Here is a 25,279-nt window from a genome sequence, read left to right on the forward strand (position 1 = left end):
ATATGATGCCTAGGAGAAACAACAGATGGAAGGAGGAGACTGCTTGTGAAGAGTTCCAAAAGAAATCAGCCTCGCAGTTCAAAAAAACGGCTCTATTATGTAGATGATCCCAATAAGACTGAACTTAGCATGTTGAAAAGCAGTCCCAAAATACTAGAAGGCAAAGAATCTGCTGCTGTAGAAGCGGTGGATACAGTGGACCGGACGCTGCAGGTCAGCGGGGTGGAAACCCTGGAAGCACCGGAGGCGGTCCGGCAGATGTTGCTTGAACCAGAGGCTATACAGGAACCGGTAGTGGAAGAGGATCAGGAGCAGCATGAGGATGTTGAATCTCTGGTGGAGCCGGCTGTCCTTGTACCCGTGGAAAAAGAGCGCCTGCAGCCCGTCTATACCGATGATCTGTCCGATGCGGCAGTCACCGGTGCCAAGATTGCTCCGCGCACGATTGACGGGTCCAAGCTGAAGTTCGGCATCATTGGTACACCATGGCTGCAGGACTATGCCGTGCAGAACATTAACATCGCGGACAAGGCGGTTACTTCCTCTAAGATTGCTCCGGAATCCATTGCCGGTGAGCATCTGGCGGAAGGCAGTATCAGCGGGGGGAAGCTGCTGGATCATTCCATTGGCGGAGAAAAGCTGAAGAATGGCAGCATCGGTCCGGAGAAGCTGGCGGACCGGATTATTGGCGGAGGGCAGATTGCCGACGGAGCCATCAGCAGCCGGCATCTCAGTGAGTTCATCATCACGGCGGAGCTGCTGGATGACGGTGCGGTTACCGGAGAGAAAATTCTCAGCAGCAGTATTGTCAGCCGCCACATCGGCAACGGCAGCATTGACCGCTCGAAATTGGCAGATGAAGCGATAACCGGTGACAAAATCGCCGATGGAGAGATCAGCGGCGTCAAGCTGGGCGACGCTGTGATTGAAGGCCGCCACGTAGGTGAAGGCGTCATTACATCGAAGCATCTGGCTCCTGGCGCAATTGGACGGGAGCAGCTAGCTACCCGGCTGATTGGGAAAGAGCAGCTTCAGGCGGGCATCATTGACGGCGGGCATCTGGCGGACGCAGCAGTTGGATCACGGCAGATCAAGGAGAAGGCTGTCCGCAGCCAGCACTTAAGCCCGGAGAGCGTAAATGCGGAGCATATCGCTGACGGGGAAATTGGAAGTAGGCATCTGGCGGACCGCAGTATTTCATTCGTGAAGCTGGCAGAGGGTGCAGTGGGTACAACACAGCTGATCGAGCAGGCGGTGACTTCCTCCAAGATCGCGGACCAGAGCATCCTGCCGCATAAGCTGGCTGATGAAGCGGTAACCACACGCCATATCGCTAAATCCGCAGTACGCGGACCGCAAATTGCCCTGCAGGCCATCACCTCGGCTCATCTGCAGCGCGAAGCCGTAGACAATTCCCACCTGGCTATGGAATCCGTCGGATCTGCGCAGCTCCAGCAGCATGCCGTTCTTGCTGGGCATTTGGCTCCCGGGGCCGTTACGGAAGAGCAGCTGGCGTATGACTCTGTTACGGGAGAACATCTTAGTCCCCAGAGTGTCAGCTCAACCAAGCTGGCGGACGGGAGTGTCATTTCCGCCAAGCTGGCCAGCGGTGCGGTTGGCGGAAATGCCCTCGCCAGAGAAGCGGTAAGCGGAGAACATATCGCCGTCTGTGCCGTTGAAGAGAAGCATCTGGCCGATGGCAGCATCAGCAGCCGCGTGCTGCAGGAGGAAGCGGTTCACGCTGAACATCTGGCTCCGGGAGCTGTAGAACGCAGGCATCTCGGGGAAAATAGTGTAACTTCATCCGCCCTGCAGTCCGGTTCGGTATCGGGAGATAAGCTGGCTTCGGGAGCAGTGAAGGAAGCACACCTCGCTGCGAGTATTGTACAGCCGCATCATTTGGCCGACCATGCGGTAACTTCATTGAAATTATCGCCGGAGAGTGTTTCGACAGACAAACTTGGCGATCTATCGGTTACCTCGATCAAGCTGGCTGACGGCAGTGTGAGTGCTTCAAAGCTGGCAGCTTTAGCCGTGCAGAGCGAACATTTAGCAGCAGGTGCCGTTGGACCGGATTCCATCAGCGATACATCGGTGCAGGGCAGACATCTCGCGCCGGGAAGTGTAGGCGGAGCGCATATCCGTCCGATGTCCGTCGGTAACGGACATATCATTCCCAGCTCTGTATCCTCTATCCAGATTCAGGATGGCAGCATCGGTGCGGCCAAGCTGGCGGAGGGTGCTGTAGCCTCCCGCCATCTCGCGGCCGGAAGTGTAGCTGGCAGCCACTTGGCTGAATCCTCGGTAGAAGGACAGCATATAGTCGGCGGCAGCATCAGCCTGACTCATCTGGCGGCAGAAGTCCGCAGCGGCGAGCTTCTGCCAGACGGCAGTATCAGCGGGGAGAAGCTGGCCCAGGGGGCTGTGGAATCCGTCCATCTGGCCCCGGACAGTGTGCAGACTATCCATTTGACGCCGGAAGCCGTAGAAGGGCAGCACATTCGTGCTGGCGAGATCACGCTGGCGCATCTGGCACAAGAAACGCGCAGTGCAGATCTTCTGCCGGATGGCAGCATCGTAGGCAGCAAGCTGGGAGCAGGTGCTGTCGGGGCCTTCCATTTGGCAGCAGGCAGTGTATACAGCGGGCATCTGGCTGTAGGTGCGGTAGACAGCCGTCATATCCGGCCCGGCAGCATCCAGCTGGCACATCTGTCCCAGGATACACTGACCTCAGATCTGCTGCCGGATGGCAGCATTAGCAGCGAGAAGCTGGCCGCAGGTGCGGTAAGCTCGCTGAATCTGCAGCAGGAGAGCATCTATGGCGAGCATCTGGTTGACGGTATACTGCAGGAACGGCATTTGCATTCCGGCCTGATCAAGCTTGAGCATCTGGCAGATGAAACCCGGAGTGCGGAGCTGCTGCCGGACGGCAGTATTGGCGGAAGCAAGCTGGCGGCAGGTGCGGTGGGCTCCTTCCATCTGGCTGCGGGCAGCATCTATGGCGGTCATCTGGCTCCAGATGCAGTGGACAGCCGCCATATCCGCACCGGCAGCATCCAGCTCGCACATCTGGCCTCCGAGACGCTGAGCGCCGAGCTGCTGCCGGATGGCAGCATTGACGAAAGTAAGCTGGCTGTAGGAGCTGTACATTCACAGCATCTGCAGCTGGAGAGCATCCACGGCGAGCATCTTGCGGGTGAATCGCTTGAGGAGCGGCATTTAAGTTCGGGTATCATTAAGCTGGAGCATCTGGCAGACGAAGTACGAAGTGCTGAGCTGTTGCCTGACGGCAGTATTGGAAGCAGCAAGCTGGCGGCAGAGGCAGTGGGGCCGCAGCATCTGAAGCCGCAGAGCGTCCACGGAGAGCATGTCGCGGATGGGTCGCTGGAAGGGAATCACTTGGCCTCCGGCAGCATCCTGCTGGAACATCTGGCGCAGGAAGTCCGCAGCTCTGAGCTGCTGCCGGACGGCAGTATCAGAGGAAGCAAGCTGGCGGCAGGCGCAGTGGGCTCTGTTCATCTGGCTTCCGGCAGCATCTATGGCGGTCACCTGGCACCGGAAGCAGTGGACAGCTGCCACCTGCGCGCGGGCAGCATCAAGCGTGAGCATCTGGCTGAAGATACGCTGAGCTCCGAGCTGCTGGCAGACGGCAGCATTACCGGCAGCAAGCTGACGGCAGGCGCAGTAGGTGCCCAGCATCTGCAGGCGCAGAGCATTCAGGGCGGACATCTGGCAGACGGTGCGCTGGAAGAACGTCATTTAAGCAGCGGGATTGTGACGAAGCTGGAGCATCTCGCAGCGGAAGCGCGCAATGCAGGTCAGCTGGCAGACGGCAGCATTACCGGCAGCAAGCTGGCGGCAGGCGCAGTAGGTGCCCAGCATCTGCAGGCGCAGAGCATTCAGGGCGGACATCTGGCAGACGGTGCGCTGGAAGAACGTCATTTAAGCAGCGGGATTGTGACGAAGCTGGAGCATCTCGCAGCGGAAGCGCGCAATGCAGGTCAGCTGGCAGACGGCAGCATCACTGGCAGCAAGCTGGCGGCAGGTGCAGTAGGTGCCCAGCATCTGCAGGAGCAGAGCATCCAGAGCGGACATCTGACAGACGGCAGCATCACCGGCAGCAAGCTGGCGGTAGGCGCAGTAGGTGCTCAGCATCTGCAGGAGCAGAGCATCCAGAGCGGACATCTGACAGACGGCAGCATCACCGGCAGCAAGCTGGCGGTAGGCGCAGTAGGTGCTCAGCATCTGCAGGAGCAGAGCATCCAGAGCGGACATCTGACAGACGGTGCACTGGAAGAGCGTCATTTGAGCAGCGGCATTGTGAAGAAGCTGGAGCATCTCGCAGCGGAGACTCGCAATGCAGGGCAGATAGCAGACGGCAGCATCACCGGCAGCAAGCTGGCGGTAGGCGCTGTAGGTGCTCAGCATCTGCAGGAGCAGAGCATCCAGAGCGGACATCTGGCAGACGGGGCACTGGAAGAGCGTCATTTGAGCAGCGGCATTGTGAAGAAGCTTGAACATCTCGCAGCGGAAACGCGCAGTGCAGTGCAGCTGGCAGACGGCAGCGTTACCGGTGAGAAGCTTGCACTTGGCAGCATCGGAACCAAACATCTGGCAGAAGGCACAGTAGGGAATGCTGAGCTTCAGGATGAAGCGGTGGATGCTTCCAAAATCACTTCATTTGCCATTCAATCCCGCCATCTGGAAGAAGACAGTGTGCAGAGCTATCATATTGCTCAAGGAGTGGTGACCGGAGACCATCTGGCGCCCGGATCAATTAATGCCGAGCATCTGTCATTCAGTCCGGTACAGAGTGCCGGGAACCGGGAGGTTCTGCAGCAGTTCGGGATGACGGCCTTCATGTTTAATGGAGACGCACAGAGCGTTGATGTTACTGTCTCTTTTGATGAAAGCTTCGGCCATACCGGCTATGTGCTGGTCGCCATGACCAACCAGCCGTATTTCCATGCTTCGCTGAAGAACAGATCGGGCGGGGACGCGACGATTGAAGTAGTGCGCCTGCGCGAAACACCTCACTTCTATGGAGTGCTGTCCTGGATCGCCCTCGGTTCGCCTCTGGTGAAGCCGGCTGCAGATCATCGTGTGTTTGATTAGAGCGGAAGATAAACAATGCGAGAGCGCAGCCCCCGGCTGCGCTCTTTGTGTTGATAAGGCCTGCGAAATCCGGGTTCAACCGGACTCCGGCAGCGGGAGGGCATTTGTCCAAATTTCTGCACGAAGGGAGACACTTGCCGTTACCCGGGACAGCGGATTACATAGACTGTGATGTAACCCTCAGCCCGGAGACCATGCCCTGCAAGGAAGGTGGATGAGCTTGAAGCACACACGTACATCTGCCCGCCGCACGGGGCGGCGGGCTTTGCAACCCAAGCGGCGGATTTCCCGGCCGGTGCGCCCTGCCGTGCCGTTCCCTGCGGCCAATCACCCCGCTCCCTATGTGTCGGTGATCATTCCGGCTATGAATGAAGCCGGAACGATTGGCAAGGTGATTGCCGGAGCCAGGGAAGTCCATCCCCGCTGTGAGGTTATTGTTGTGGTTAACGGTTCTGCCGATAATACGGCAGAGATTGCATTGTCCCTGGGGGCACATGTCATTCACTTCGAGCAGCCGCTCGGTCATGATGTGGGCCGCAGTGTTGGAGCAGAGGCGGCCAAGGGAGAGGTCCTGCTCTTCATTGACGGGGATTTTGTGCTTAACGCTTCACAGCTGCGTCCCTTTGTGGCCGCAGTCAGTCGTGGAACAGATGTGGCTCTGAATGATTACTCCGGTCCGGTCCGCCAGGAATTCCCGCATCCGGTGGTACTCTCCAAGCATGTGCTCAACATTATGCTTGGCCGTCCGGACCTGAAGGGCTGTTCGCTGACGGCGGTGCCTCATGCACTCAGCCGCAGAGCTCTTGCCTCTCTGGGGAGCGTGTTGTCACGGCCGCCTCTGGCACACGCGCTTGCGGTGCTTGAGGGCCTGCAGGTGAAGGCCGTGCATAAGGTGCCGGTCGGCAGGCTGAATGCCGTACGGCCCAAGCGGGCGGGAACGGATCCCTTGCGTGAGGTTATTCTCACAGATCATCTGGATGCGGCAGGTCTGGTCCTTCAGCGCAGAGGCGAACGAGCAGGCTTCATTGACGGCAACCGGCGAAGGGGGATGGTGAGATGACAGCAGCACTGGAGCCTTCACCCGGACATCGGCAGGAGCTTCACGTATCTTCCCGTGTAAAAGCATCGGGCAGCGGCAGGGCTTCTGCCCGGCGCACCCGGCTGGGCAGCTCCGCCTCCCGGAGTAAGGCGGCCAAATCAGCCGGTACTTCACCCCGCCGGAGCATCGCCGCCAAAGCCGCAGCTGTCCGGCGGCCGGCGGCCGGTAAAGCGGGTTCCCGCCGCACGGCCGCAGGGGCTTCTACCTCCCGCAATGCTGCCGGCAGCAGAGCAGGACAGCAGCTGCCGGCTCTGCACGGTTCATTGTCCGTGGTTATCTCGGCCAGGAATGAGGAGCAGACATTGTTGAAGCTGCTTGATCAGGTAACCCGGCTTAAGCCGCTGGAAATTATTGTCGTGCTTAACGGCTGCAGCGACCGCAGCTTCCAGCATACCCGGCTGTGCCCCCAGGCGACAATTGTGCATATTCCGGAATCTGCCGGACATGATGTGGGGCGGTCGCTTGGTGCCAAGCTCAGCCGGGGGGATATTCTGCTGTTCTTGGACGGGGATATGGTGATTCCCGCCCGGAAGATGTCTCTTTTTGCGGAGGCGGTGGATGGCGGTGTTGATGTAGCCTTGAATGATCTTGATCATCTGCTGCCGCCCTTTGCCCTCAGTGATGCGGTTACCCGCTGCAAAATGTATCTGAATGCCGTACTGGGCCGTAGTGATCTGGGCGTCAGCTCGATGACAGCTGTTCCCCATGGCTTGTCAAGGAAGGCGCTGGAGCTTATCGGCTATCGTGAGCTTATGGTGCCGCCGAAAGCGCATGCGCTCTCGATTATGCGGCAGCTGCGGGTGGAGAAGGCAGGCACGGTGAATGTGATCAAGCATAACCGGCTGCGCCAGAGCAACACAGGAGCCGGAAATGCGATGGAACAGCTGATCGCCGGTGATCATGCCGAGGCGCTGGCCCAGGTTCTTGGAGAGCAGCAGGCAAGCGGGCAGTTGTCCGAGGGCCATCTGCAGGAGCAACGCCGGCAGATGGCCGCGTGGAGGAATGCCCTATGACACTGACCAGCATTATTATTCCAACGTATAACAGGCTCGGCTTGCTGCGTTCCTGTGTTGAATCAATTAGGGCGTATACGGATTCACCCTATGAAATTATTGTAGTCGACAATGCTTCAAGTGACGGAACGGATGCTTACTGCCGCACGAATAAGCTGACTTTTGTTTCCCTTCCGGAGAACCGCGGCTTTCCGCTGGCCTGCAATCTGGGGTTGCAGCTGGCTGCGGGAGATGAGCTTTTGCTGCTGAACAATGATGTTATTGTGTCGCAGGGCTGGCTGGCGAATCTGAAGAGCGCCTTGTACTGCGCCCCGGATATCGGGATGGTCGGTCCGGTGACCAATTATGCCAGCGGACGGCAGCAGGTGGAGACGGGTTATACGGATATTGCAGGTTATCATGCTGAAGCCCGTCTGGCGAATGCTCCGGATGCGGCGAAACGGCTGGAGACCAGAAGGCTTGTAGGGCTGTGCTTATTATTTAAAAGAGAGCTCATGGATATCATCGGCCTGCTGGATGAACGCTTTTCACCGGGACATTACGAGGATGATGATTACTGTTACCGCGCCAGAATTAGGGGGTACCGGCTGCTGATCGCGGGAGATTGTCTGGTACATCATGAAGGCAGCGCCAGCTTCAAGGAAGTCTACTCGTCCTCACTTCAGGAGCTGGTAGAGCGTAACCGCAGATTATTTATGGAGAAATGGCATGTAGATCCCGCACAATTCATCTGAGGAGCCAGGCCAAAGGCTTAAGACATAGATAAAGAGGAGGAAAGTAAGTGAAAGGAGTCATACTGGCGGGCGGAACAGGAACAAGGCTTTACCCATTGACCCGGCTTATGAACAAACATTTGCTTCCGGTCGGCAAATATCCTATGGTGTGTTACGGCATTGACCGGCTGCGCCGGGGGGGGATAACCGATATTCTCCTGGTGATCAGCAAACAGTCTGCAGGACAGTACACCGACTTCTTGGGCAGCGGCGCGGAATTCGGAGTATCCCTGACTTACAAAATCCAGGAAGCTGCAGGAGGCATCGCGGAAGCGCTCGAGCTGGCAGAAGGATTTATTTTGCCGGGGGAACGGTTTGTTGTGCTGCTTGGTGACAATCTTTTTATGGATGATCTGAAGCCTTATGTGGAGAGTTATCTGCAGCAGCCGCAGGGGTCGGCGAAGGTGTTATTGAAACCGGTCGATGATGCGCGGAGATACGGGGTTCCGGTGTTTGACAGCGGAGATTCGTCCCTGATTGCTTATATCGAAGAGAAGCCCGAGCGTCCGAAGACTAAATTCTGTGTGACAGGCATTTATATGTACGACGAAGCGGTATTCGATATTATCCGCCGCGTATCCCCTTCCAACAGGGGGGAGCTGGAAATTACCGACGTGAACAATATTTATGCCGCAGAGCGCAAGCTTAGTTATGATGTGCTCAAGGGCTGGTGGAGTGACGCGGGAACGTTCCAGTCCTTGCGCGAAGCCGGAGAAAAGCTGAGAGATACGCTGCCCTGAGGGGCAGCTTTTTTAGTATAGATTAGAATTTATATGCTTTGGGGTCCCTGCAAAGTACCTGTATTCTCAGCGGAGCTAAAGCCGATGGCGGGCCGGGGGATTCTCCACCAGAGCAGGTCTTCGGTCTCCCGGTACAGCTCTGCATCCAGATGCTGCAGCACGCGGTGCGAGGCAGTGTTATCCTTCTCGGTATCCGCAATAACCCAGCGTGCATCCGAATGGTTGAAGATCCAGGCCGTGATGTGCCGCACTGCTTCCGTAGCGTAGCCTTGCCCCCAGTACCTCTCATCGATGACATAACCAAGGATGACCTCGCCTTGTTCATTCGGCCCGCCTTTGAGGATTAGGAAGCCGATAATCCGCTGCTCCTCCTGATGAATAATAGCCCAATTGGTCAGCCACGGATAGTTCTGCTCATCCTGCAGAACCTTGGTGTGCCGTACCCGCATGGCATAACGCATTTCTTCGTCGTCCAGCAGAGTTGGGGATGCGGTTACGTTCAAGCTCAGCGACTGCTCCGCCGCCGCGTAATTGTCCAAGGCCAGCGCCAGTTCAGCTGCAGTCAGGGGCCGCAGATTCAGACGGTTGTCTGTAAGTCTCATAGATTACCTCCAGTTCCACGCCGGATACATAGATCCGGACAACAATAATAAAGCTACAATATCAACCAAGCATAGTCTGCTGTTGAGCTGATTGTCAATATCCTCCAGCCGGTAACCTTTCCGTTAGCCGTGGCCTTATCCGCTCCAGTCCCCACGAGTTCCCCGCTATTGCCCCACGAGTTCTCCGCCACTGCCCCTCCAGTCCGTCTCGAAGGAAGCAGTTGGATTTTCTCCACTTAATAATCCCGTTTTGTCTTTTGTATCCACCCTAAGTGGAAAAAAGGCATTTAATTCTTCCCTAATGTACTTTTTTGCCCAGCCAATATAGAAATAGTTGCTCTTTTTCCACTTGTTGCTCTGATTCCCGGTCATTCGATTAATTTAGGTGACGTTTTTCCACTTAATAGCCGCAGCCTCTGGAGCCGCAGCTCTAAGCTGTCTTGAAATACGCGGTCCTTCATAACTTGCGGAGTATCTCCGGCACCGTCACGGCTGATGCCGCATATGCTGTAGCAGGGCGTTTGAGCAAAGGAGACATGAAGGTGCAGAGTAAAATTACAAAAGTCCTGCAGCACATGGCCCATACGCACGAACAGATGGCTCGGATTCTCGACGCCGAACGCCACGTAGCCGTCCGTATGTCGCAAATAGTTCACGATCTGCCGGATGCGGACCCTGATTTCGGCGGATTCAGTGGGCTGGTAGAAAGCTCAGGTCAGGTTAACAAGAACATTATTGCTTACTTGAATGCACTTGCCGATCTTGAAGAAGCGATGGCAGAGGGAGTAGGCAGAGTGATCAAGGAACTAAACGGTCAGGAAGAAGAGTAAAGCGTAACCTGCGCAAGGAGGCGGAAGATGAGCAGAGAAAAGGCTTATCTGCAAATGCTGGAGTCGACCGCTGTAATCCAGTGGAACATCGCGATGATTCTCGAGGCCAAAGCGGTGGAAGCGGAAAAAGTGAAGCAGTGGACCCATCATCATATCCACGCTAGAGCATTCGACTCCCATGATGACCAGTTGAAGGAATCACTCTCCATCCACGAAGTGATCGTAGAGATGGTGGAGGGGCTGACGAAGCTGGAGAACGGGCTGTACAGTAATCTGAAAGCAGTACTGGGCAGCGGTGAAGATGAGGGCGGCGGTGACTTCGGCGGAGACGGCGGGGATGGCTTCAGCTTCGGAGACGATAGCAAATGAGCGGCGGGCTTCTCTCCGAACATGCCGTCAAGCTGGAGATGATCCGCTCGATCGCCCGCAGTCAAGCCGCGCTCGCAGCCATCCTCGAGAGCATTGCCGAAGTTACAGGGCAATCGGAGCTGACAGCCCGCAAGCTGAGCGACAATATCAGGATTCTGAGCGGGTACCAGAGTTCAATGTGCCGGATGATATCCGGTATTTCACTGCATGAGCCCAAACAGGGAGTTCCTGCTGCGCCATGGCTGAGCAAGGATTGCTCAGAGGGTACCGCTGCAAGAAGTAGATGAAGTACAGGAGGAGTAGACAGATGAAGAGAAAGAGACTTGGCAAGCTGCGCTCAGGCAGCAAGGGCCGCAGACGCACACTGCTGTTGTCACGGAAGACCAGGGTGCGCAGAGGCCTTGGACGCAAAACGCGCAGAGGACTGATCCGCAAGACGGGCAAGAGAGCGCCGCTGCTGCGTAAGAAAAGAAGACTCCGCCGCCGGCTTGTCCGCAGGGTGCATGTGGTTCAGCCGCCGGTACAGGTTGTTCCGGCAGTCGAAGCGCCGCCGGTAGCGCAGGTAGTCCCGCTCCCCCCGGATCTGGGCGTCCCTCCGGAGCTGCCGCCGGGAGACGCCTTTCAGCAGGGCTACACCGAAGCATACAACGTGGGGTTCGACGCAGGTTTCGCCAAGGGCTTCGAGGACGGGCATAAGCTGGAGCTGGGCTGAGAGAGCAGCGGCCGTGGCCTAGAAGTAGAAGGTGAACGGCTATAGAGGTTGGCAAGTTCTCCTGCCGCCTCTATAGCCTATGGACGAGACTGGAAATGGCGGCCTATCGGAATTTTCGCCCGGATATGGTAGACTTCTTAACAGAACTTTACCGGGTTCAAATGCCGGGTAGGAAAGCGGGGGCTATACATGACTCTGAATGAGATACGTAGAGCACAGAGTAGCGAAATCGGGGAGATTATGGATCTGATTTCTAAATGTGTACAAGTTATGCAGGCAGGCGGAAGCGATCAGTGGGATGAGAGCTACCCGAACCACGAAGTCCTTATGGGGGATATGGATGCAGGTACATTATTTGTCTGTATAGACAACGGGGCCATTGCCGGTATTCTTGTATTGGATGAGAATCAGGCTGAGCAATATGAAGCTGTGGAATGGACGCAGCAGACAGGCCAGCATCTGATGATGCACCGGCTTGCAGTGCATCCTGAGATTCAGGGCAAAGGGATTGCCCGCCAGCTGATTGCATTCGCCGAAGAGCTCGCCCGCAGCAGCGGGTACAGCAGCATCCGGCTGGACACTTATGCGAAGAACGAGAGGGCACTGAAGATTTATCCTTCACTTGGCTATGTGCAGAGAGGCGAGATTCATTTTCCCGGCCGGGTAGCGGCTTTTCCTGTATTTGAGAAGGTGCTGAAGGAGATTACTGGGTAGTTTATGTAATGTTATATTACATATATAAGGATAATAATTGCGAATATTTCATTTTAATCTGTTCGAAATAGTTTTATGTTAATATTTATAACTTGTGTTGACAGAAAAGTTGTCTTTACTTTATGATGGGATTATTCAGAAGCAATTGAATAGTCCTTTTCGTATATCCTTAATAATTGGTTTAAGGGTCTCTACCGGGAACCGTAAATTTCTGGCTACGAAAATATGCTGAGGCATATTTTTGTGGCCTTTTTGTGTTAGTCATCAGCTGGACATCAACAGAACAAGGGGGAATGGGTTATGGCGAACATCCTGATCAAGCATGCGGAGATTATTACAATGAACAAGCAAGAGGAGATTATATACGGGGATATCCGCATCAAGGATAATCTGATTGTGGAGATCGGCAGCGGCCTGGAGGCGCAGGGGGAAGAGACGGTAATTGATGCCAAGAACCGCACGGTGATTCCAGGCTTTGTGCAGACCCATATTCATCTGTGCCAGACATTGTTCCGCGGCAAAGGCGATGATCTGGAGCTGATGGACTGGCTGCGCAAGCGGATCTGGCCGCTGGAGGCGGCGCATGATGAGGAGTCGCTGTATTATTCCGCTATGCTCGGCATTGGGGAGTTAATTACAAGCGGCACAACGACCATTGTGGATATGGAGACGGTGAATCATACAGACTTTGCCTTCCAGGCAATCGCAAAAAGCGGCATCCGCGCCTTGTCCGGCAAGGTGATGATGGATCAGAAGAATGCGGATGCACCGGCGGCGCTGCAGGAGGATACCGCAGCTTCTCTTCAGGAGAGCGTGGATCTGCTGGAGAAGTGGAATGGATATGGCAACGGGCGGATTCAATATGCGTTTTCCCCGCGTTTTGTCATTTCCTGCACCGAGCCGCTGCTGAAAGAGGTACGTAATCTCTCGGAATATTACGGGGTCAAGGTGCACACCCATGCTTCCGAGAATCTGGGGGAGATTGAGATTGTACAGGCGATGACCGGTATGCGTAACGTGGTGTATCTGGATCATCTGGGATTGGCTAATGAGCGCCTGATTCTGGCCCACTGCGTCTGGCTTGATGAGGAGGAGAAGCGGATTCTGCGGGACCGCGGAGTTCATGTCAGCCACTGCCCGGGCTCCAACCTGAAGCTGGCCTCCGGCATCGCCGACACTCCGGGAATGCTGCATGATCACATCCATCTTAGCCTTGGCGCGGATGGTGCTCCATGCAACAACAACCTGGATATGTTCAATGAAATGCGTCTGGCGGCGGTGATCCAGAAGCCGCAGCATGGGCCGACCACGATGGACGCCAGAAGTGTGTTCCGGATGGCAACGATCGGCGGCGCGAAGGCGGTGGGCATGGAGGATCAAATCGGCAGTATCGAGGTTGGCAAAAAAGCGGATCTGGCAATCCTCAACCTGTACAATTTCCATACCTTCCCTTCCTATGATGTAGATCCAATCTCGCGGATTGTCTATTCGGCCACCCGTGCGGATGTGGAAACGACGATTGTGGACGGACAAATCCTGATGCATAAGGGCTTGCTGAAGACCGTCGATAAGGAAACCGTGCTCCATGAAGCTAACCGTTCCATCAAAAGACTGCTGGTGAACACCCCGCTGGGGTAGCGGCTGGCATTTTAACGCAGCTACAAGTCTAGGCGAACACTGGGCAAAGCTCTAGTTCAAGCTAAATACGATGCAGGGGACCCCGGTCCTCTGTTTTTTTTGAAGAGATAAGAATTTATATGCTTCGCGCAATAAATATTCCTTATCTTTCTCGCTGAAACGGAAGCCGTCCTTTAAAAGGACGGTGTAGCCGTTTCTACTTGGTAAAATACACGCTGTATCGGCGGAAATATTGTATTATAGGCAGGCTGGATGATAGGATGAATGAAATTTTTATTAGAAAAAGTGAACCCACCCTCCACTCTTGAGGTCAAATATAGTGAGGTGAACCCATTGGAACTGGATGGATTGGAGCAGGCGGAGGCTATCAGTGAAGAGCAGCTGCGGCAGATAATGAAGCTTTATGGGGAAGATGTGTGGAATTATATTTATTTTCTGACTAAAAACAGTGATCAGGCGGACGAGCTCACGCAGGAGGTGTTCATCAAATGCTATTACCGGATCGGAACCTTCCGGGGAGCTTCCTCGCTCAAAACCTGGCTGTTCACGATTGCCCGCAATACGGTATTCTCCTACCGCAAATCGCGGTTTTTCCGCTCTGGGCTGTGGGGCGGGATGCAGCCGTTACCTGCTGCGCCTCAGGAGCGGCAGGATGCTGCGGGGCAGGCGGCTGTTGCCCGTTCGGCGGAGATGGAATATCTCGGTAACCGGCAGGTGGATGAGATCTGGAGCATGATAATGAAGCTGCCGGATAAGCTGCGTGAGGTGCTGGTGCTTGATCTTAAGGCAGAGCTGTCGGTCCGGGAAATCGCTGAGCTGATCCGGATATCCCCCGGCACCGTCAAATCGAGGCTGCACCGCGCGCGTCATAAAATCCAGGACAAACTAAGGAGGATGGAGTAATGGATAAGCGTGAGCAGGAGCCGCAGTGGTATGAACTGGCCCGTAAAGGCCCGTTTCCGGAAATGAAATTTACGGAAGAAGCTGCCGATAGAGTGGCACGGCAGATTGGAATGGACGGTTCCTCACTACACCAGGTGCTGTCATCCGGCCGGCAGCGCAGGGTGATCCGCCTGCGGATACTTTCCGCCGCCGTCATCCTCCTGTTGTTGTTCGGAGCCGGGGCGCTGGTTCTGGGAGGCGATGGGTTTGGGCGGTCTGGCGGCTTTAATCCGTTACAGGTAAGCAGCACCGGAATAATCGATCCGCCGGTTGCGGGCCAGGTTGATCTTACGGATGAAGGGCTCAGGGCGACCGCTGAACAGGTAATGCTTGAGCAGCTGGGAAAGAAGCTTCCCTTTGTGAACCTAGAGCAGCTCGAGGGGGAAGAAGAAACCCTGGCTGAATTTAAAGATGGCGATAGTTTTGCTAAAATCTGGTTTGAAACAGAGACTGGCAAGGTAGTGCGGACGTATATGGATACCTTTTTCACTCCTGAAGAAATCGATTCTAAATTCATTGATCAAGCGATGGATCAGCTGCGGAAAGCTGGTTACAAGGGGGAATTCACAGTTACCGCGCTTCACCATTCCGTCCACTACGGGACAAACGCTGATGAGCAGGGCATACAGACCGATGACGGTCTCATAGCAGAGGAAGGGCAGATTGATTACGAGAACGGCGTCTACCGCAGCTCGACGTTCAGAATGGGCGAGGATGAGGTGACTGCGGAAGTGAAGCAGGCGGGTCTTAAATCGATAAAGCTGCTTAGAGAGCAGGGAACAGAGCACTTATACTCAATCAGCCGCACCGTGGCCACGAAGTGGGATATACTCGTTCTAACCTATGGAGAAAGTGAACATGGGGCTACTACAGTACTTATGGACTATGCTACACAAGAAATAATTCAAGTACTCGATATTTCACTCTACGATGAGAAGTCATTCAGCTCCGCCGATCCAAATACGAATCTGATGGATATGCTGGATATGGATAAGGCCAAGCTTCAGCTTGCGGCTGCTGCCATCGCCGATGAATTGTTCGGCATCCGGCTGGAGGATTATACATTTGTCAAAGAGATGTCGGGCATAGGTACGATTGCCTTCAAAAGCCCGGACGGAGCAACTGTGATTACCGGTTCATATAATCTGGACGGAGTCTTTTACATGATGCAGCAGACTGACGCTGTCGAATAATCTTTTAATATGAGCCCTGAATAGAATTCCTGATTTTCAAATGAATTATTAGTGCTTTAACCAGGACGCATGCCCCGCCAGGGCGGCGTCTTTTTACTTTAATAGAATCTCCAGTTTTGATAACTATTTCAAGTATTGCTATACTAGAGAAATCTGAACTTTTACAGAAAAGTGCAATAGAGTTTACACAGACTTTCAATAAAGAGAGTAAGAGGGGATCGTATTATTATGAACGACAAGAAACATGCGCCGGTGCAGGCTCATTTCTATATCGTTATCGGACTGGTCTGGCTGAAGCTGCTGCTGCTGAGAGGTTTGTTTTTTGACCGGATCGCGTGGGAATGGATTGCTGCGGATATTGCACCAGTGCTGCTGATTATGGGTGTGCTCGCAGTCATTACGCCCGGGCGGATGAAGAAGGCTGTCTACTGGAGCTTAAATGGCTTATTGTCGCTGCTGCTGTTCGGGGCCAGTGTGTACTTCAACCACTTCGGCTCGGTGCCGACCTATCTGGCGCTCTATGAGCTAAATCAGGTGTTCCAGGTGAAAGAAAGCGTAGAATCTACAATTGAGCTAATTGATTATCTGTTTTTTGCCGATCTGGTGATCATGATGAGCTACTTGCTGTTCCGCAGATGGAAGAATGGTTCGGTACAGCAGCAGCGTGGCAGTCAGCCTTCACGCAGAGCCCGGAGAGTCTATCTGGTCGCCCTGCTGGTGGCTATTATCGGCGGCGGTTCGTTGTCGGCCTATTCCATTGATTCTGCACGCGGAATTACGAATGAGCTGGTTCAGGCGGAAAGCGCCGGATTTCTGAACTATGAGGTGGTTGCGGCGATCAAGGCCCAGGAGGATAACGGCCTCACCGGTACCGGGGATATCAATGAAACGATAGCCAAGGTGGAGGCGCTGGAAGCTGGTTATCCATATAAGGATATCGCAGGGGGACTGCCGGATTATTTTGGATCGCAAAAGGGTAAAAATGTAATTGTAATCCAAATGGAAGCTTTTCAGAATTTCCCGCTGCATCAGTCACTGGATGGGCAGGAGCTGACACCGGTGCTGAACGGCTTGGCCGGAGAGGGCTTTTATTTCCCGCATGTCTTCCAGCAGGTCGGTCCGGGCAATACCTCGGATGCGGAATTCATGAGCAACACCTCAATCTATCCGATTGCAACACTTGCGATGTCAACGGGCTTCGGAGACCGGGAGCTGCCGGGCCTGCCGCGTCTGCTGCGGGATAAAGGGTATGAGTCGTACACTTTCCATGTGAACAAGGTTGGCTTCTGGAACCGCAATCAGCTGTATCCGGCGCTAGGCTTCAACGGCTATTATGACAAGGGATATTTCAAGAATGACCACCTTAACGCCTTCGGAGCTTCCGATGAGCAGCTGTATGCTACTGCCGTGGAGAAGCTGGCAGCGGTGCAGAAGAAGGGTACGCCTTTTTATGCCCAGCTTGTAACAGCCTCCAGCCATCATCCGTTCCAGATTCCGGACAGCTTCAAGAAGATTAAGGTTCCGGAGGATCTGCAGGGCACGATGCTGGGCGATTACCTGACTGCAGTGAATTATACGGATTATGCGGTTGGTACTTTAATTGACGGGCTGAAGCAGCAGGGCATGTGGGAGAATACTGTGCTGGTGCTGTACGGCGACCATTTCGGCCTGCAGCCGAAGGATGTCCCGGCGGAGCAGGTGGAGGAAGCGCTAGGAATCCCGTATGATGACCGGATCAGCCGCTTCAATATTCCGCTCATCATTCATGTGCCTGGCATGAAGGAGGGGCAGGCCGTGGAGCGGACCGGCGGACAGCTGGATGTGCTTCCTACTGTGGCCAACCTGCTGGGGGTATCGCTGAAGGATGAAGGCTTTACCGCTTTTGGGCATGATCTGCTGAACATTGACAGCAATGTGGTAGGGATGCGCTATTATTTGCCTACAGGCTCCTTTTTTAATGATGAGGTGATGTTCGTGCCCGGGAAAAGCTTCGCGGACGGAGAGGCCATCTCGCTGGATACGTATGAGCCGGTGGAGGATTTCAGTAAATATCAGACCGATTATGACTATATCCTGAAGCTGATGGGCTTGTCCGATGAATATGTGAAGCTGCTTCCGCAGCGCTAGGAGGAATTATGAAAAGACTATTAAAACCGGAATATCTCATAACCCTGGCCGGCTCCATATTGATCATCTACCTGCTGTTCATAAGGCCATTCATTGGAGTTGCGGACAACGGCGATTTCCTGCGGATGATGAATACGATCGGACTGAATTATTATGATGCTGCGGAGAGCTATGCCGACCGCTTTTTCAGCTTCAGTCATTCCAGGTTTTCCTATGAAAATCTGTTCACGGGCTTTTATCCTTCCTCGCAGATTCTAATTGTGCTGATTCCGAGACTGCTCGCCGGGCTGGTTCACGGGAGTTATTTTGATATCCGCCTGCTGGGCAGCGTATATGGGCTGCTGCTGCTTACCGCGACTTGGCTGATTGTGAAGCTGGTGGCCAAAGGCTCCAATATTACGGGTCTGCTGCTGGGTGCGGGCATTTTGTTTGTCTTTTATGATATCGGATATTTGGCCTATTTCAACTCCTTATTCGGCGAACCGGTATCCATGGTATTCATGCTGCTTACCTTTGCGCTGGGTCTGAGACTGACGGGGCAGGAACGGCCGACACCCAAAGAACTGACGCTCTTCTTCATCGCCGTGCTGTTCCTGATCTGCTCCAAAATTCAGAATGCACCCGTCGGCCTGGCGTTTGCGCTGATCTTCCTCCGTCTGCGGACACTGAATGGAACAGGCAGCTGGCGCAAGCTGGCGCTGCGGTTCGCGGTGGCAACGGCGCTCGTGTCCGTAATCATGTATGTGGCTGCGCCGAAGGAACTCAAGCATATCAACCTCTATCAGACGGTTTTCTTCGGAATTCTGAACGAGTCGCCGGATGTACGCGGGGATCTGCGCGATCTGGGGCTGCCGGAGCGGCTGGAAGTGCTGGCGGGTACAAATTATTTTCAGGGAGATACAGCGATCAAGCAGGATGATCCTTCGCTTACAACAGACTTCTATGACCGGGTATCCCATAAAGATGTACTTTTCTTCTATATGAAGCATCCTAACCGGTTGATAGATAACATGAAATATGCTGCCAGGAACAGCATGTCCATCCGTCCCTATTATCTCGGAAGCTATGAGAAGAGTGAGGGCAAGACGGCAGGGGCCGTAGCCTATGCATACAGCGGGTGGAGTGAATTCAAAAATAATCATGTTCCGAATTCGCTAGGTTTCCTGGTCTTGTTCTATCTCGTTTATTACGCGGGAGTGCTGTACCATTATTTCCGGGCACAAGAACCGGCGGGGCGGATCGCCGGAGAGCTGCTGCTGCTGCTGGGGCTGATTGGACTATTCTCGTTCCTGGTGCCAATCCTCGGCGACGGCCGGGCGGATATCGGCAAGCATCTGTTTTTGTTCAATGTTTGTTTCGATATGATGGCTGTGGCTATGTTTGGCTGGGTGGTGCACAAGCTGGTCATGTTTCTGAAACCTATTTGCGCTGAAAACCTCTAATTGACCCTTTTGAGAATATAGAATACAATGTGTTTGGAACTTTAGTAAAAGAGTGGAAAATGGCTTGGAACAGCCTCATCCTACAAGGGGGCCGCTATGCGTAATGATGATTACAAGGACAGAATTGAACAGGCAAGGCAGGAACTGAACAAACTAGCCCTGGAACACGGGATGCAGGATGTAAGGGTGCTTCGCCAATCGGTGAAGCTGGATGCGCTCCTAAATGAATACAGTGATTGCAATACAGAGAAGGACGACCAGCTTTATTAGAGAATCAAATTCAAAAGACACTTTAACGGCAGATGTGCCGCTAAAGTGTCTTTTTTGAGTGTATAGGAAAATAAGATATTCGTCTGTTGTGGATAAGCTTCTTTGGACATTGGAGCAGGTTTTCTATTATGTGTCCAAAGCATCCGAAGCATAATCATCACCCAACAGCTCACGGAGCATTCTCTGCCGGTCGGTCATGAAGGCCCGTGTCACCGCATAGTGGTCCGTGTCTTCCAGAGCCACAGGCGTGATATTCTCTCCCTCCAGCAGGAATATATCCGCACCCGGGTAGGACATCAGAATCGGGGAGTGAGTGGCGATGATGAACTGGGAGTTCTGTGCTGCCAGCTCATGCATCCGCACCAGCAGCGACATCTGCCGCAAGGGGGACAAGGCGGCCTCCGGCTCGTCCAGAATATAGATGCCCTGTCCGCCGAAGCGGTGGACGAAAGTGGAGAAGAAGGATTCTCCGTGGGACTGCTCATGCAGAGAATTACCTCCGTAGGAGTCTTTGATAAAACGTTCCGAGCCCGCCACGGGCTCCTCGTCCAGCTCATCGATGTAAGTAGCCACATTGTAGTAACTCTCCGCACGCAGGAAGAAGCCGTCCTTCGGCCGCTTGACCCCTTTGGCAATCCGCAGATATTCATAGAGACTCGAATGCGAGGCTCGGGTGTTAAATGAGAAGTTCAGCGTTCCGCCTTCCGGATTGAACCCCCAGGCGGCTGCGATTCCCTCCAGTACAGTCGATTTCCCTGTTCCGTTCTCCCCTACAAGGAATGTAACCTGCTTCTGAAAAGCAATCCGCTCCAAAGCCCGCACCACCGGCAGATTAAACGGATAGGTATCAAAGGAAGGCACCTGTTCACGAAGCAGGTCTACATGGCGGAGATAGAGCATCGGGTCATACATCGAACTCATTTCTAAATCCCTCCTCTTAGCCGGATAGATGGAAAGGTTGATCTTTTGATTCTATATGAATTTTGGGGTGCCCGCAAAGTACCCGACTGAAGGCTTCGGCGCTAACCCCTCACTTTGCAGGGAACTGGAGTGGATGAAATCTGCAAAGGTTCGGGCCATGCGGGCGAAAGACAGGGGGCATGTGCCAATTTCGCCGCGATACAGACAGATGTCCATGAGGCGGATGCTGACTCCGCATATAGTACACTGTCTTGAGAATATGACGGGGCAGGGTGAAGGCCGTGAAAGCAAAAAAGAGAAACGTGCGTCCGCGGGATTACCGAGACGGTTACACGCAAGGGTACCATCTCGGCTTGTGCGAAGCCGTGAAGCGTCTGAATACTCCTGTAGTAGGTGCATGCCGGCCGTTTAAGCTGATGTATGTTCCCCAAGGGTTTCAGGCGATAGACACGGGAGTAGCAGAAGCGCTGCGGCAGCTGGTCAGTGAGCTAATTATCTGTTCTCCGGAAACCATGCTGGAGGTGGCATCGCGTGAGTCGCCGGGAGCGGTGCTTGTGATGAACGGGCTGCATGTGTTTCCCGAGAATCATCTGGAACAAATCACGGAAATAAGAAAATTGGGTATTCCGGCAGCAATCTGGTTTGTGGATGACCCTTATTTTACCGAGGACACATCTGTCATTTGCCGGCACTATGATTACGTGTTTACCCACGAACTGGGCTGCGTGGAATTCTACCGTTCGCTGGGTGTGACTTCAGTGCATTACCTTCCGCTGTGTGTCAACCCGCAGATGTTCTACCCGCGCCGTACCGGACCGCAGTATCAATACGATGTTGTGTTTATCGGCAATGCCTTCCGCAACCGGACGGAGCTGTTCGATGAGCTGGCCCCGTTCCTCCGCGGCAAGAAGGTGATGATCGCCGGCGGCTTCTGGGAACGGCTGAACACCTTCGAAGAACTGTCTCCATTCATCAAAAGCGGCTTCATCCCTCCCGAGGAAACGGCCAACTATTACAGCGGTGCCAAGCTTGTCATTAATATTCACCGTCCGTGGGAAGGCGGGCAGGACAACCGGAATACCTTCCAGCTGCCGTCTCTCTCCATTAATCCCCGGACCTATGAGATCAGTGCCTGCGGAACGATGCAGCTGACTGATATCCGTGAGGATCTGGGCAGCCACTACCGTCCGGGTCATGATCTGGAGACCTTTGCCTCTGCCGACGAGCTGAAGCGCAAAATTGACTATTACCTGAAGCATGAGAAGGAGCGCCGCCAGTATGCGCTGCGGGGACTGCAGACGACACTGCGCCACCACACGTTTACCGCGCGTCTGCCTCATTTGCTGGGAGTTCTTGCTGCACAAGGGTGAAATCCATTATGGGATAGAAGGAGCGAATAAACATGAATAATCAATTTATAATGCCTGCGCCGCCTCTGCCGCGGACTCCTGCAGAAGAGCAGAAACTGAGTGGCCGCCTGACCGGCTTCAAGGTTGGATACGACGAAGGTTACCTGCGCGGACGCCTGGCGATTCTGGATGGCCGGCCGGAAGAACCGCTTCCGGTGCGCAATATCCATGTCATGTACGTGGCTTCAGGCAAAGGGTATCCGTATTCCCCACTTGATGATGCGGTACTCTTCGCACTGCAAAGACTGACCACCCAAGTGACGATTACCGATGTCCGTCAGAATCTGGTAGAGCTGGCTTCGGCTCAGCGTCCGGACCTGGTCCTGGTTCTGGACGGTCTGGATTTACCGCTGGAGCAGGTTGCTATTCTACGCAGCTCAGGAATCAAGACGGCGATATGGCTTACAGATGATCCTTACTACACGGACTTCACTATGAAAATCGTTGCACACTATGACTATGTATTCACCCTGGAGCGTAACTGCATAGAAATCTACCGCGGCCTTGGCTGCGCGGAAGTTCATTATCTGCCTTTTGCCGCCCACCGCGAGCATTACCGCCCGACTACCGGACGTTCGCCGGTCAGCCGCGATGTCAGCTTCATCGGGTCTGCTTACTGGAACCGGATCAATTTCTTCCGCGATATCATGCCGGAGCTGATGAGCTACAACACGGTAATTAACGGAATCTGGTGGGACCGTCTGCCGGAAGCGCCTATCTATGGTGACCGGATTGAGATCGGCAAATGGATGTCTCCGCAGGAAACGGCAGTCACCTACAGCGGTTCGAAGATTGTCATCAACCTGCACCGTTCCCACATTGATGAAGTAGCCAATAACAATACGCTGTATATTCCGGCTGCATCGCCGAATCCCCGTACCTTCGAAATCGCCGCCAGCGGCACGCTGCAGCTCAGCGACGCCCGGGATGACATGGGTTCCTTTTATAAGGTCGGGGAAGAGATTGACACCTTCTCAAGCCCGCAGGAAATGATGGACAAAATCCGTTTCTACCTGACGCATGAGGAGGAACGCCGGGATATGGCGCTGCGCGCTTTTGAACGGACCCTGAAGGACCACACCTACACCATACGCCTGAACCAGCTGCTGGCGGTCATTTACGGCTAAATCTCCCGCAGAATGCTTCAAAAATGTGCGCATCACAGGGGACAGGTGTCGTGCCGGCATCTGTGCCCCCTCAATATACTGGATGGAGTACCGGGTTATGATGTTAGCCTGCTTGCGGCGGATATCCTCCGGATGAAAGAAAGTAAGTAAGACGCAGTGATGATTCGTGAACGTTAGCGGATGCTTACGGAGCGAGTTTTACACGAAGAAATGCTCTGCGGTGAATGCTCGTAAAACTTAAGTTTATGCTTCCGAAGCGAGTTTTACTCGAAGAAATGCTCTGCAGTGAATGCTCGTAAAACTTAAGTTTATGCTTCCGAAGCGAGTTTTACTGCGATGAGAATGCCTGATGCTAAGCTTCGTAAAACTTTTAGGGAGGTGAATGGCTGCTCCACAGCCCCTCGCAGGGGAGCGCCGAGACACCATGGCCGACAAAGCTACAATCGTCCTCTTTTCCCATGTCTCCAATACACGCAGTATTACGGGTGCGGAGAAGCTGCTGTTATTCTTCAGCCGGGAGCTGTCTCCTTACTTTAATTGTATCCTCGTAGCCCCGCAGGACGGGAAGCTGACGCGCCTGGCCCGGAGCTACGGAATCGATGTCCAGCTGTTATCTATTCCGCTTGTCTATGGAATGTACACTCCATATGCCGGCCTTCCGGCAGACATCCGCAAGCTTCAGGAGAGCCGGGAGTATCAGGAGCTGAGTGACTGGCTTGCAGGTGTGCGCCCGTCGTTCATTATTTCCAGTACCTGTGTGCACGCGCTGCCGCCGATGGCCGCGAAATCGCTGGGTATTCCGGTGGTTTGGAAGATCTCCGAGACTATTACGGATAACGAGTTCACTCCGATCAGCGTGGAGCTGATCCATAACTACAGCGATGAGATTCTGGCTATCTCGCAGACGGCTGCGGCTTGCTTCCCCGAGGATATCCGTGAAGGCAAGGTAACCCAGCTTCCCCCTTCCTGGAATGAAACGGAAATGATGTTTGAGGCCTGGAGCAAGCTCCGGGGAGAACGGCGGAATGAACTGAAGATAGCACCGGAGGAACCGCTGATCGGTTATGTCTCTTCCTTCATTAATAAAGAAAAAGGTCTGGAGCATTTCGTCAAAATGGCTGTCCTTGTGCATGAGCAGCATCCGGCAGCCCGTTACATTGTAGTGGGCTCCCCTGGAGACAAAAGCTATTATGAGCGCTGTGTCCGCAAAGTGAAGCTGGAGGGGCTAACCTCCCGGTTCAGATTTGTCGGATATGAAGAATGTCTGCCCGCAGCCTACTGCGCCATGGATCTGCTGGTCGTTCCCAGCCTGATCCGTGAAGGCTTCGGCATGACGGCGCTCGAAGGCTATGCCTTCGGCAAGCCGGTGGTCGCTTATGATTCCGGCGGCTTGCGGGAGATTCTGAACGCTGCGGGCTGCGGTGAGCTGCTTGTGCCTGCGGCCAACATCGGTGCGCTGGCCGAGCGGGTGAACACGCTGCTGGCCGCTCCGGCCATGGCGGCGGCCATTGGCAGCCTGGCGCGGGAACGCATCGAGGCCGTCTACGGCCCGGCGGCTTACCGCGCCCGCCTGCACGGCTTAGCGGAGAGGTGGCATCTCCGCTACTGCCTCGCGCCGCCGCAAGTCAGCGGCGCCGAAGAAGCCCCGCCCGCAGCTCCGCCGGCGGGCGGGGAGGACGCCCCCGCGGCAGAGGCGCCGCGGGTACGCCCCTCGCGCCGCGCCGCACGGCTGCGGGGCGCGAGGCTCCGGCGCGGCAGGCTCCGCCGCGCCAAAGCCCGGGCGCGCGCGGCGGGAACGCGCCCGCGCCGTAAGAAGCGCGCGGCAGGCTCCGCGCGCCGGAAGTCCAGCGGCGGCGGCAAGCACCGCCGCGCGGGCCATGCGCGCCGCCGGGGAAGACGGCGGCGCAAGGCGGCCTGAGGTCCGCGGGGAGTCCGCGGACCGGCACTTTGCCGGCGCTGCGCCAGCCTCCGCCGGAATCGCGCCAATCAGGGGCACAAATGCCCCTGAATCCGCCCAACCCGCCGGAACCGCGCCAATCAGGGGCACAAATGCCCCTGAATCCGCCCAACCCGCCGGAACCGCGCCAACCAGGTGCACAAATGCCCCTGAATCCGCTCCACCCGCCGGAACGGCGCCAATCAGGGGCACAAATGCCCCTGAATCCGCCCAACCCGCCGGAACCGCGCCAATCAGGGGCACAAATGCCCCCGAATCCGCTCCACCCGCCGGAATCGCCCTAATC

At 54.9% G+C, this 25,279-nt stretch carries 21 protein-coding genes and 1 riboswitch; of the genes, 19 read left to right on the top strand and 2 right to left on the bottom strand.

Annotation, left to right across the window (positions count from 1 at the left end):
- The first annotated feature begins 45 nt into the window (after nucleotides 1–45).
- The 5 genes from MKZ24_RS10820 (at nucleotide 46) to MKZ24_RS10840 (ending at nucleotide 8,740) form a co-directional block, all read left to right on the top strand.
- Nucleotides 46–5,115, top strand: coding sequence for a WIAG-tail domain (locus MKZ24_RS10820; RefSeq protein ID WP_340782816.1), 5,070 nt, complete (start codon nucleotides 46–48; stop codon nucleotides 5,113–5,115).
- A gap of 214 nt (nucleotides 5,116–5,329) precedes the next feature.
- Nucleotides 5,330–6,175, top strand: coding sequence for a glycosyltransferase family 2 protein (locus tag MKZ24_RS10825; RefSeq protein WP_042239285.1), 846 nt, complete (start codon nucleotides 5,330–5,332; stop codon nucleotides 6,173–6,175).
- Complete coding sequence (locus tag MKZ24_RS10830) at nucleotides 6,172–7,227, top strand: glycosyltransferase family 2 protein (RefSeq protein WP_081956678.1); 1,056 nt, start codon at nucleotides 6,172–6,174, stop codon at nucleotides 7,225–7,227. The genes MKZ24_RS10825 and MKZ24_RS10830 overlap by 4 nt, the downstream gene beginning before the upstream one ends.
- A complete protein-coding gene (locus tag MKZ24_RS10835; protein ID WP_042239283.1) occupies nucleotides 7,224–7,961 on the top strand; it encodes a glycosyltransferase family 2 protein in 738 nt (245 codons plus the stop codon). The genes MKZ24_RS10830 and MKZ24_RS10835 overlap by 4 nt, the downstream gene beginning before the upstream one ends.
- A 47-nt stretch (nucleotides 7,962–8,008) precedes the next feature.
- Nucleotides 8,009–8,740, top strand: a complete 732-nt coding sequence (locus tag MKZ24_RS10840; RefSeq protein WP_042239281.1) for a sugar phosphate nucleotidyltransferase — start codon at nucleotides 8,009–8,011, stop codon at nucleotides 8,738–8,740.
- Nucleotides 8,741–8,769: 29 nt separating this feature from the next.
- Here MKZ24_RS10840 and MKZ24_RS10845 read toward each other — a convergent pair whose 3' ends face one another.
- Nucleotides 8,770–9,342 (bottom strand): GNAT family N-acetyltransferase, encoded by a 573-nt coding sequence (locus MKZ24_RS10845; RefSeq protein ID WP_042239278.1) that lies wholly within the window; start codon nucleotides 9,340–9,342, stop codon nucleotides 8,770–8,772.
- Between the two features lie 536 nt (nucleotides 9,343–9,878).
- Here MKZ24_RS10845 and MKZ24_RS10850 point away from each other — a divergent pair.
- The 11 genes from MKZ24_RS10850 (at nucleotide 9,879) to MKZ24_RS10900 (ending at nucleotide 19,579) form a co-directional block, all read left to right on the top strand.
- Nucleotides 9,879–10,172, top strand: a complete 294-nt coding sequence (locus MKZ24_RS10850) for a nucleoside-diphosphate sugar epimerase (protein ID WP_081751236.1) — start codon at nucleotides 9,879–9,881, stop codon at nucleotides 10,170–10,172.
- A 27-nt stretch (nucleotides 10,173–10,199) separates the two neighbouring features.
- Nucleotides 10,200–10,541 (top strand): hypothetical protein, encoded by a 342-nt coding sequence (locus MKZ24_RS10855; RefSeq protein WP_042239271.1) that lies wholly within the window; start codon nucleotides 10,200–10,202, stop codon nucleotides 10,539–10,541.
- Nucleotides 10,538–10,828 (top strand): hypothetical protein, encoded by a 291-nt coding sequence (locus MKZ24_RS10860; protein WP_042139766.1) that lies wholly within the window; start codon nucleotides 10,538–10,540, stop codon nucleotides 10,826–10,828. Before MKZ24_RS10855 ends, MKZ24_RS10860 begins: the two co-directional genes overlap by 4 nt.
- A 20-nt stretch (nucleotides 10,829–10,848) precedes the next feature.
- Entirely contained in the window at nucleotides 10,849–11,253 is a 405-nt protein-coding gene (locus MKZ24_RS10865) for a hypothetical protein (RefSeq protein ID WP_216626658.1), read from the top strand.
- A 189-nt stretch (nucleotides 11,254–11,442) separates the two neighbouring features.
- Nucleotides 11,443–11,967 (top strand): GNAT family N-acetyltransferase, encoded by a 525-nt coding sequence (locus MKZ24_RS10870; protein ID WP_042239269.1) that lies wholly within the window; start codon nucleotides 11,443–11,445, stop codon nucleotides 11,965–11,967.
- Between the two features lie 139 nt (nucleotides 11,968–12,106).
- Nucleotides 12,107–12,205, top strand: a riboswitch (purine riboswitch).
- Between the two features lie 62 nt (nucleotides 12,206–12,267).
- Nucleotides 12,268–13,605, top strand: coding sequence for a 5'-deoxyadenosine deaminase (locus MKZ24_RS10875; RefSeq protein WP_042239267.1), 1,338 nt, complete (start codon nucleotides 12,268–12,270; stop codon nucleotides 13,603–13,605).
- A 264-nt stretch (nucleotides 13,606–13,869) separates the two neighbouring features.
- Entirely contained in the window at nucleotides 13,870–14,508 is a 639-nt protein-coding gene (locus tag MKZ24_RS10880; protein WP_340782833.1) for an RNA polymerase sigma factor, read from the top strand.
- Nucleotides 14,508–15,740: a hypothetical protein gene (locus tag MKZ24_RS10885; RefSeq protein ID WP_340782836.1), complete on the top strand. Its 1,233-nt coding sequence runs from the start codon at nucleotides 14,508–14,510 to the stop codon at nucleotides 15,738–15,740. The genes MKZ24_RS10880 and MKZ24_RS10885 overlap by 1 nt, the downstream gene beginning before the upstream one ends.
- Nucleotides 15,741–15,968: 228 nt before the next feature.
- Nucleotides 15,969–17,867: an LTA synthase family protein gene (locus MKZ24_RS10890; protein WP_340782837.1), complete on the top strand. Its 1,899-nt coding sequence runs from the start codon at nucleotides 15,969–15,971 to the stop codon at nucleotides 17,865–17,867.
- An 8-nt stretch (nucleotides 17,868–17,875) separates the two neighbouring features.
- Complete coding sequence (gene wsfD / locus MKZ24_RS10895) at nucleotides 17,876–19,309, top strand: glycan biosynthesis hexose transferase WsfD (RefSeq protein WP_042239260.1); 1,434 nt, start codon at nucleotides 17,876–17,878, stop codon at nucleotides 19,307–19,309.
- Between the two features lie 96 nt (nucleotides 19,310–19,405).
- Nucleotides 19,406–19,579: an aspartyl-phosphate phosphatase Spo0E family protein gene (locus MKZ24_RS10900; protein WP_081956676.1), complete on the top strand. Its 174-nt coding sequence runs from the start codon at nucleotides 19,406–19,408 to the stop codon at nucleotides 19,577–19,579.
- Between the two features lie 126 nt (nucleotides 19,580–19,705).
- Here the strand turns inward: MKZ24_RS10900 and MKZ24_RS10905 are convergent, their stop codons facing one another.
- Nucleotides 19,706–20,500, bottom strand: a complete 795-nt coding sequence (locus MKZ24_RS10905) for an AAA family ATPase (protein WP_042239257.1) — start codon at nucleotides 20,498–20,500, stop codon at nucleotides 19,706–19,708.
- A gap of 272 nt (nucleotides 20,501–20,772) precedes the next feature.
- On the opposite strand from MKZ24_RS10905, the gene MKZ24_RS10910 reads away from it, so the two are divergent.
- The 3 genes from MKZ24_RS10910 (at nucleotide 20,773) to MKZ24_RS10920 (ending at nucleotide 24,954) form a co-directional block, all read left to right on the top strand.
- Entirely contained in the window at nucleotides 20,773–21,870 is a 1,098-nt protein-coding gene (locus MKZ24_RS10910; RefSeq protein ID WP_442950494.1) for a CgeB family protein, read from the top strand.
- A 32-nt stretch (nucleotides 21,871–21,902) separates the two neighbouring features.
- Entirely contained in the window at nucleotides 21,903–23,036 is a 1,134-nt protein-coding gene (locus MKZ24_RS10915; RefSeq protein WP_052416716.1) for a CgeB family protein, read from the top strand.
- Between the two features lie 424 nt (nucleotides 23,037–23,460).
- A complete protein-coding gene (locus MKZ24_RS10920; protein ID WP_052416715.1) occupies nucleotides 23,461–24,954 on the top strand; it encodes a glycosyltransferase in 1,494 nt (497 codons plus the stop codon).
- The last annotated feature ends 325 nt before the right edge of the window (nucleotides 24,955–25,279 follow it).

It is taken from the genome of Paenibacillus sp. FSL R7-0297 (assembly GCF_038009025.1).
Lineage (GTDB): Bacteria > Bacillota > Bacilli > Paenibacillales > Paenibacillaceae > Paenibacillus_AQ.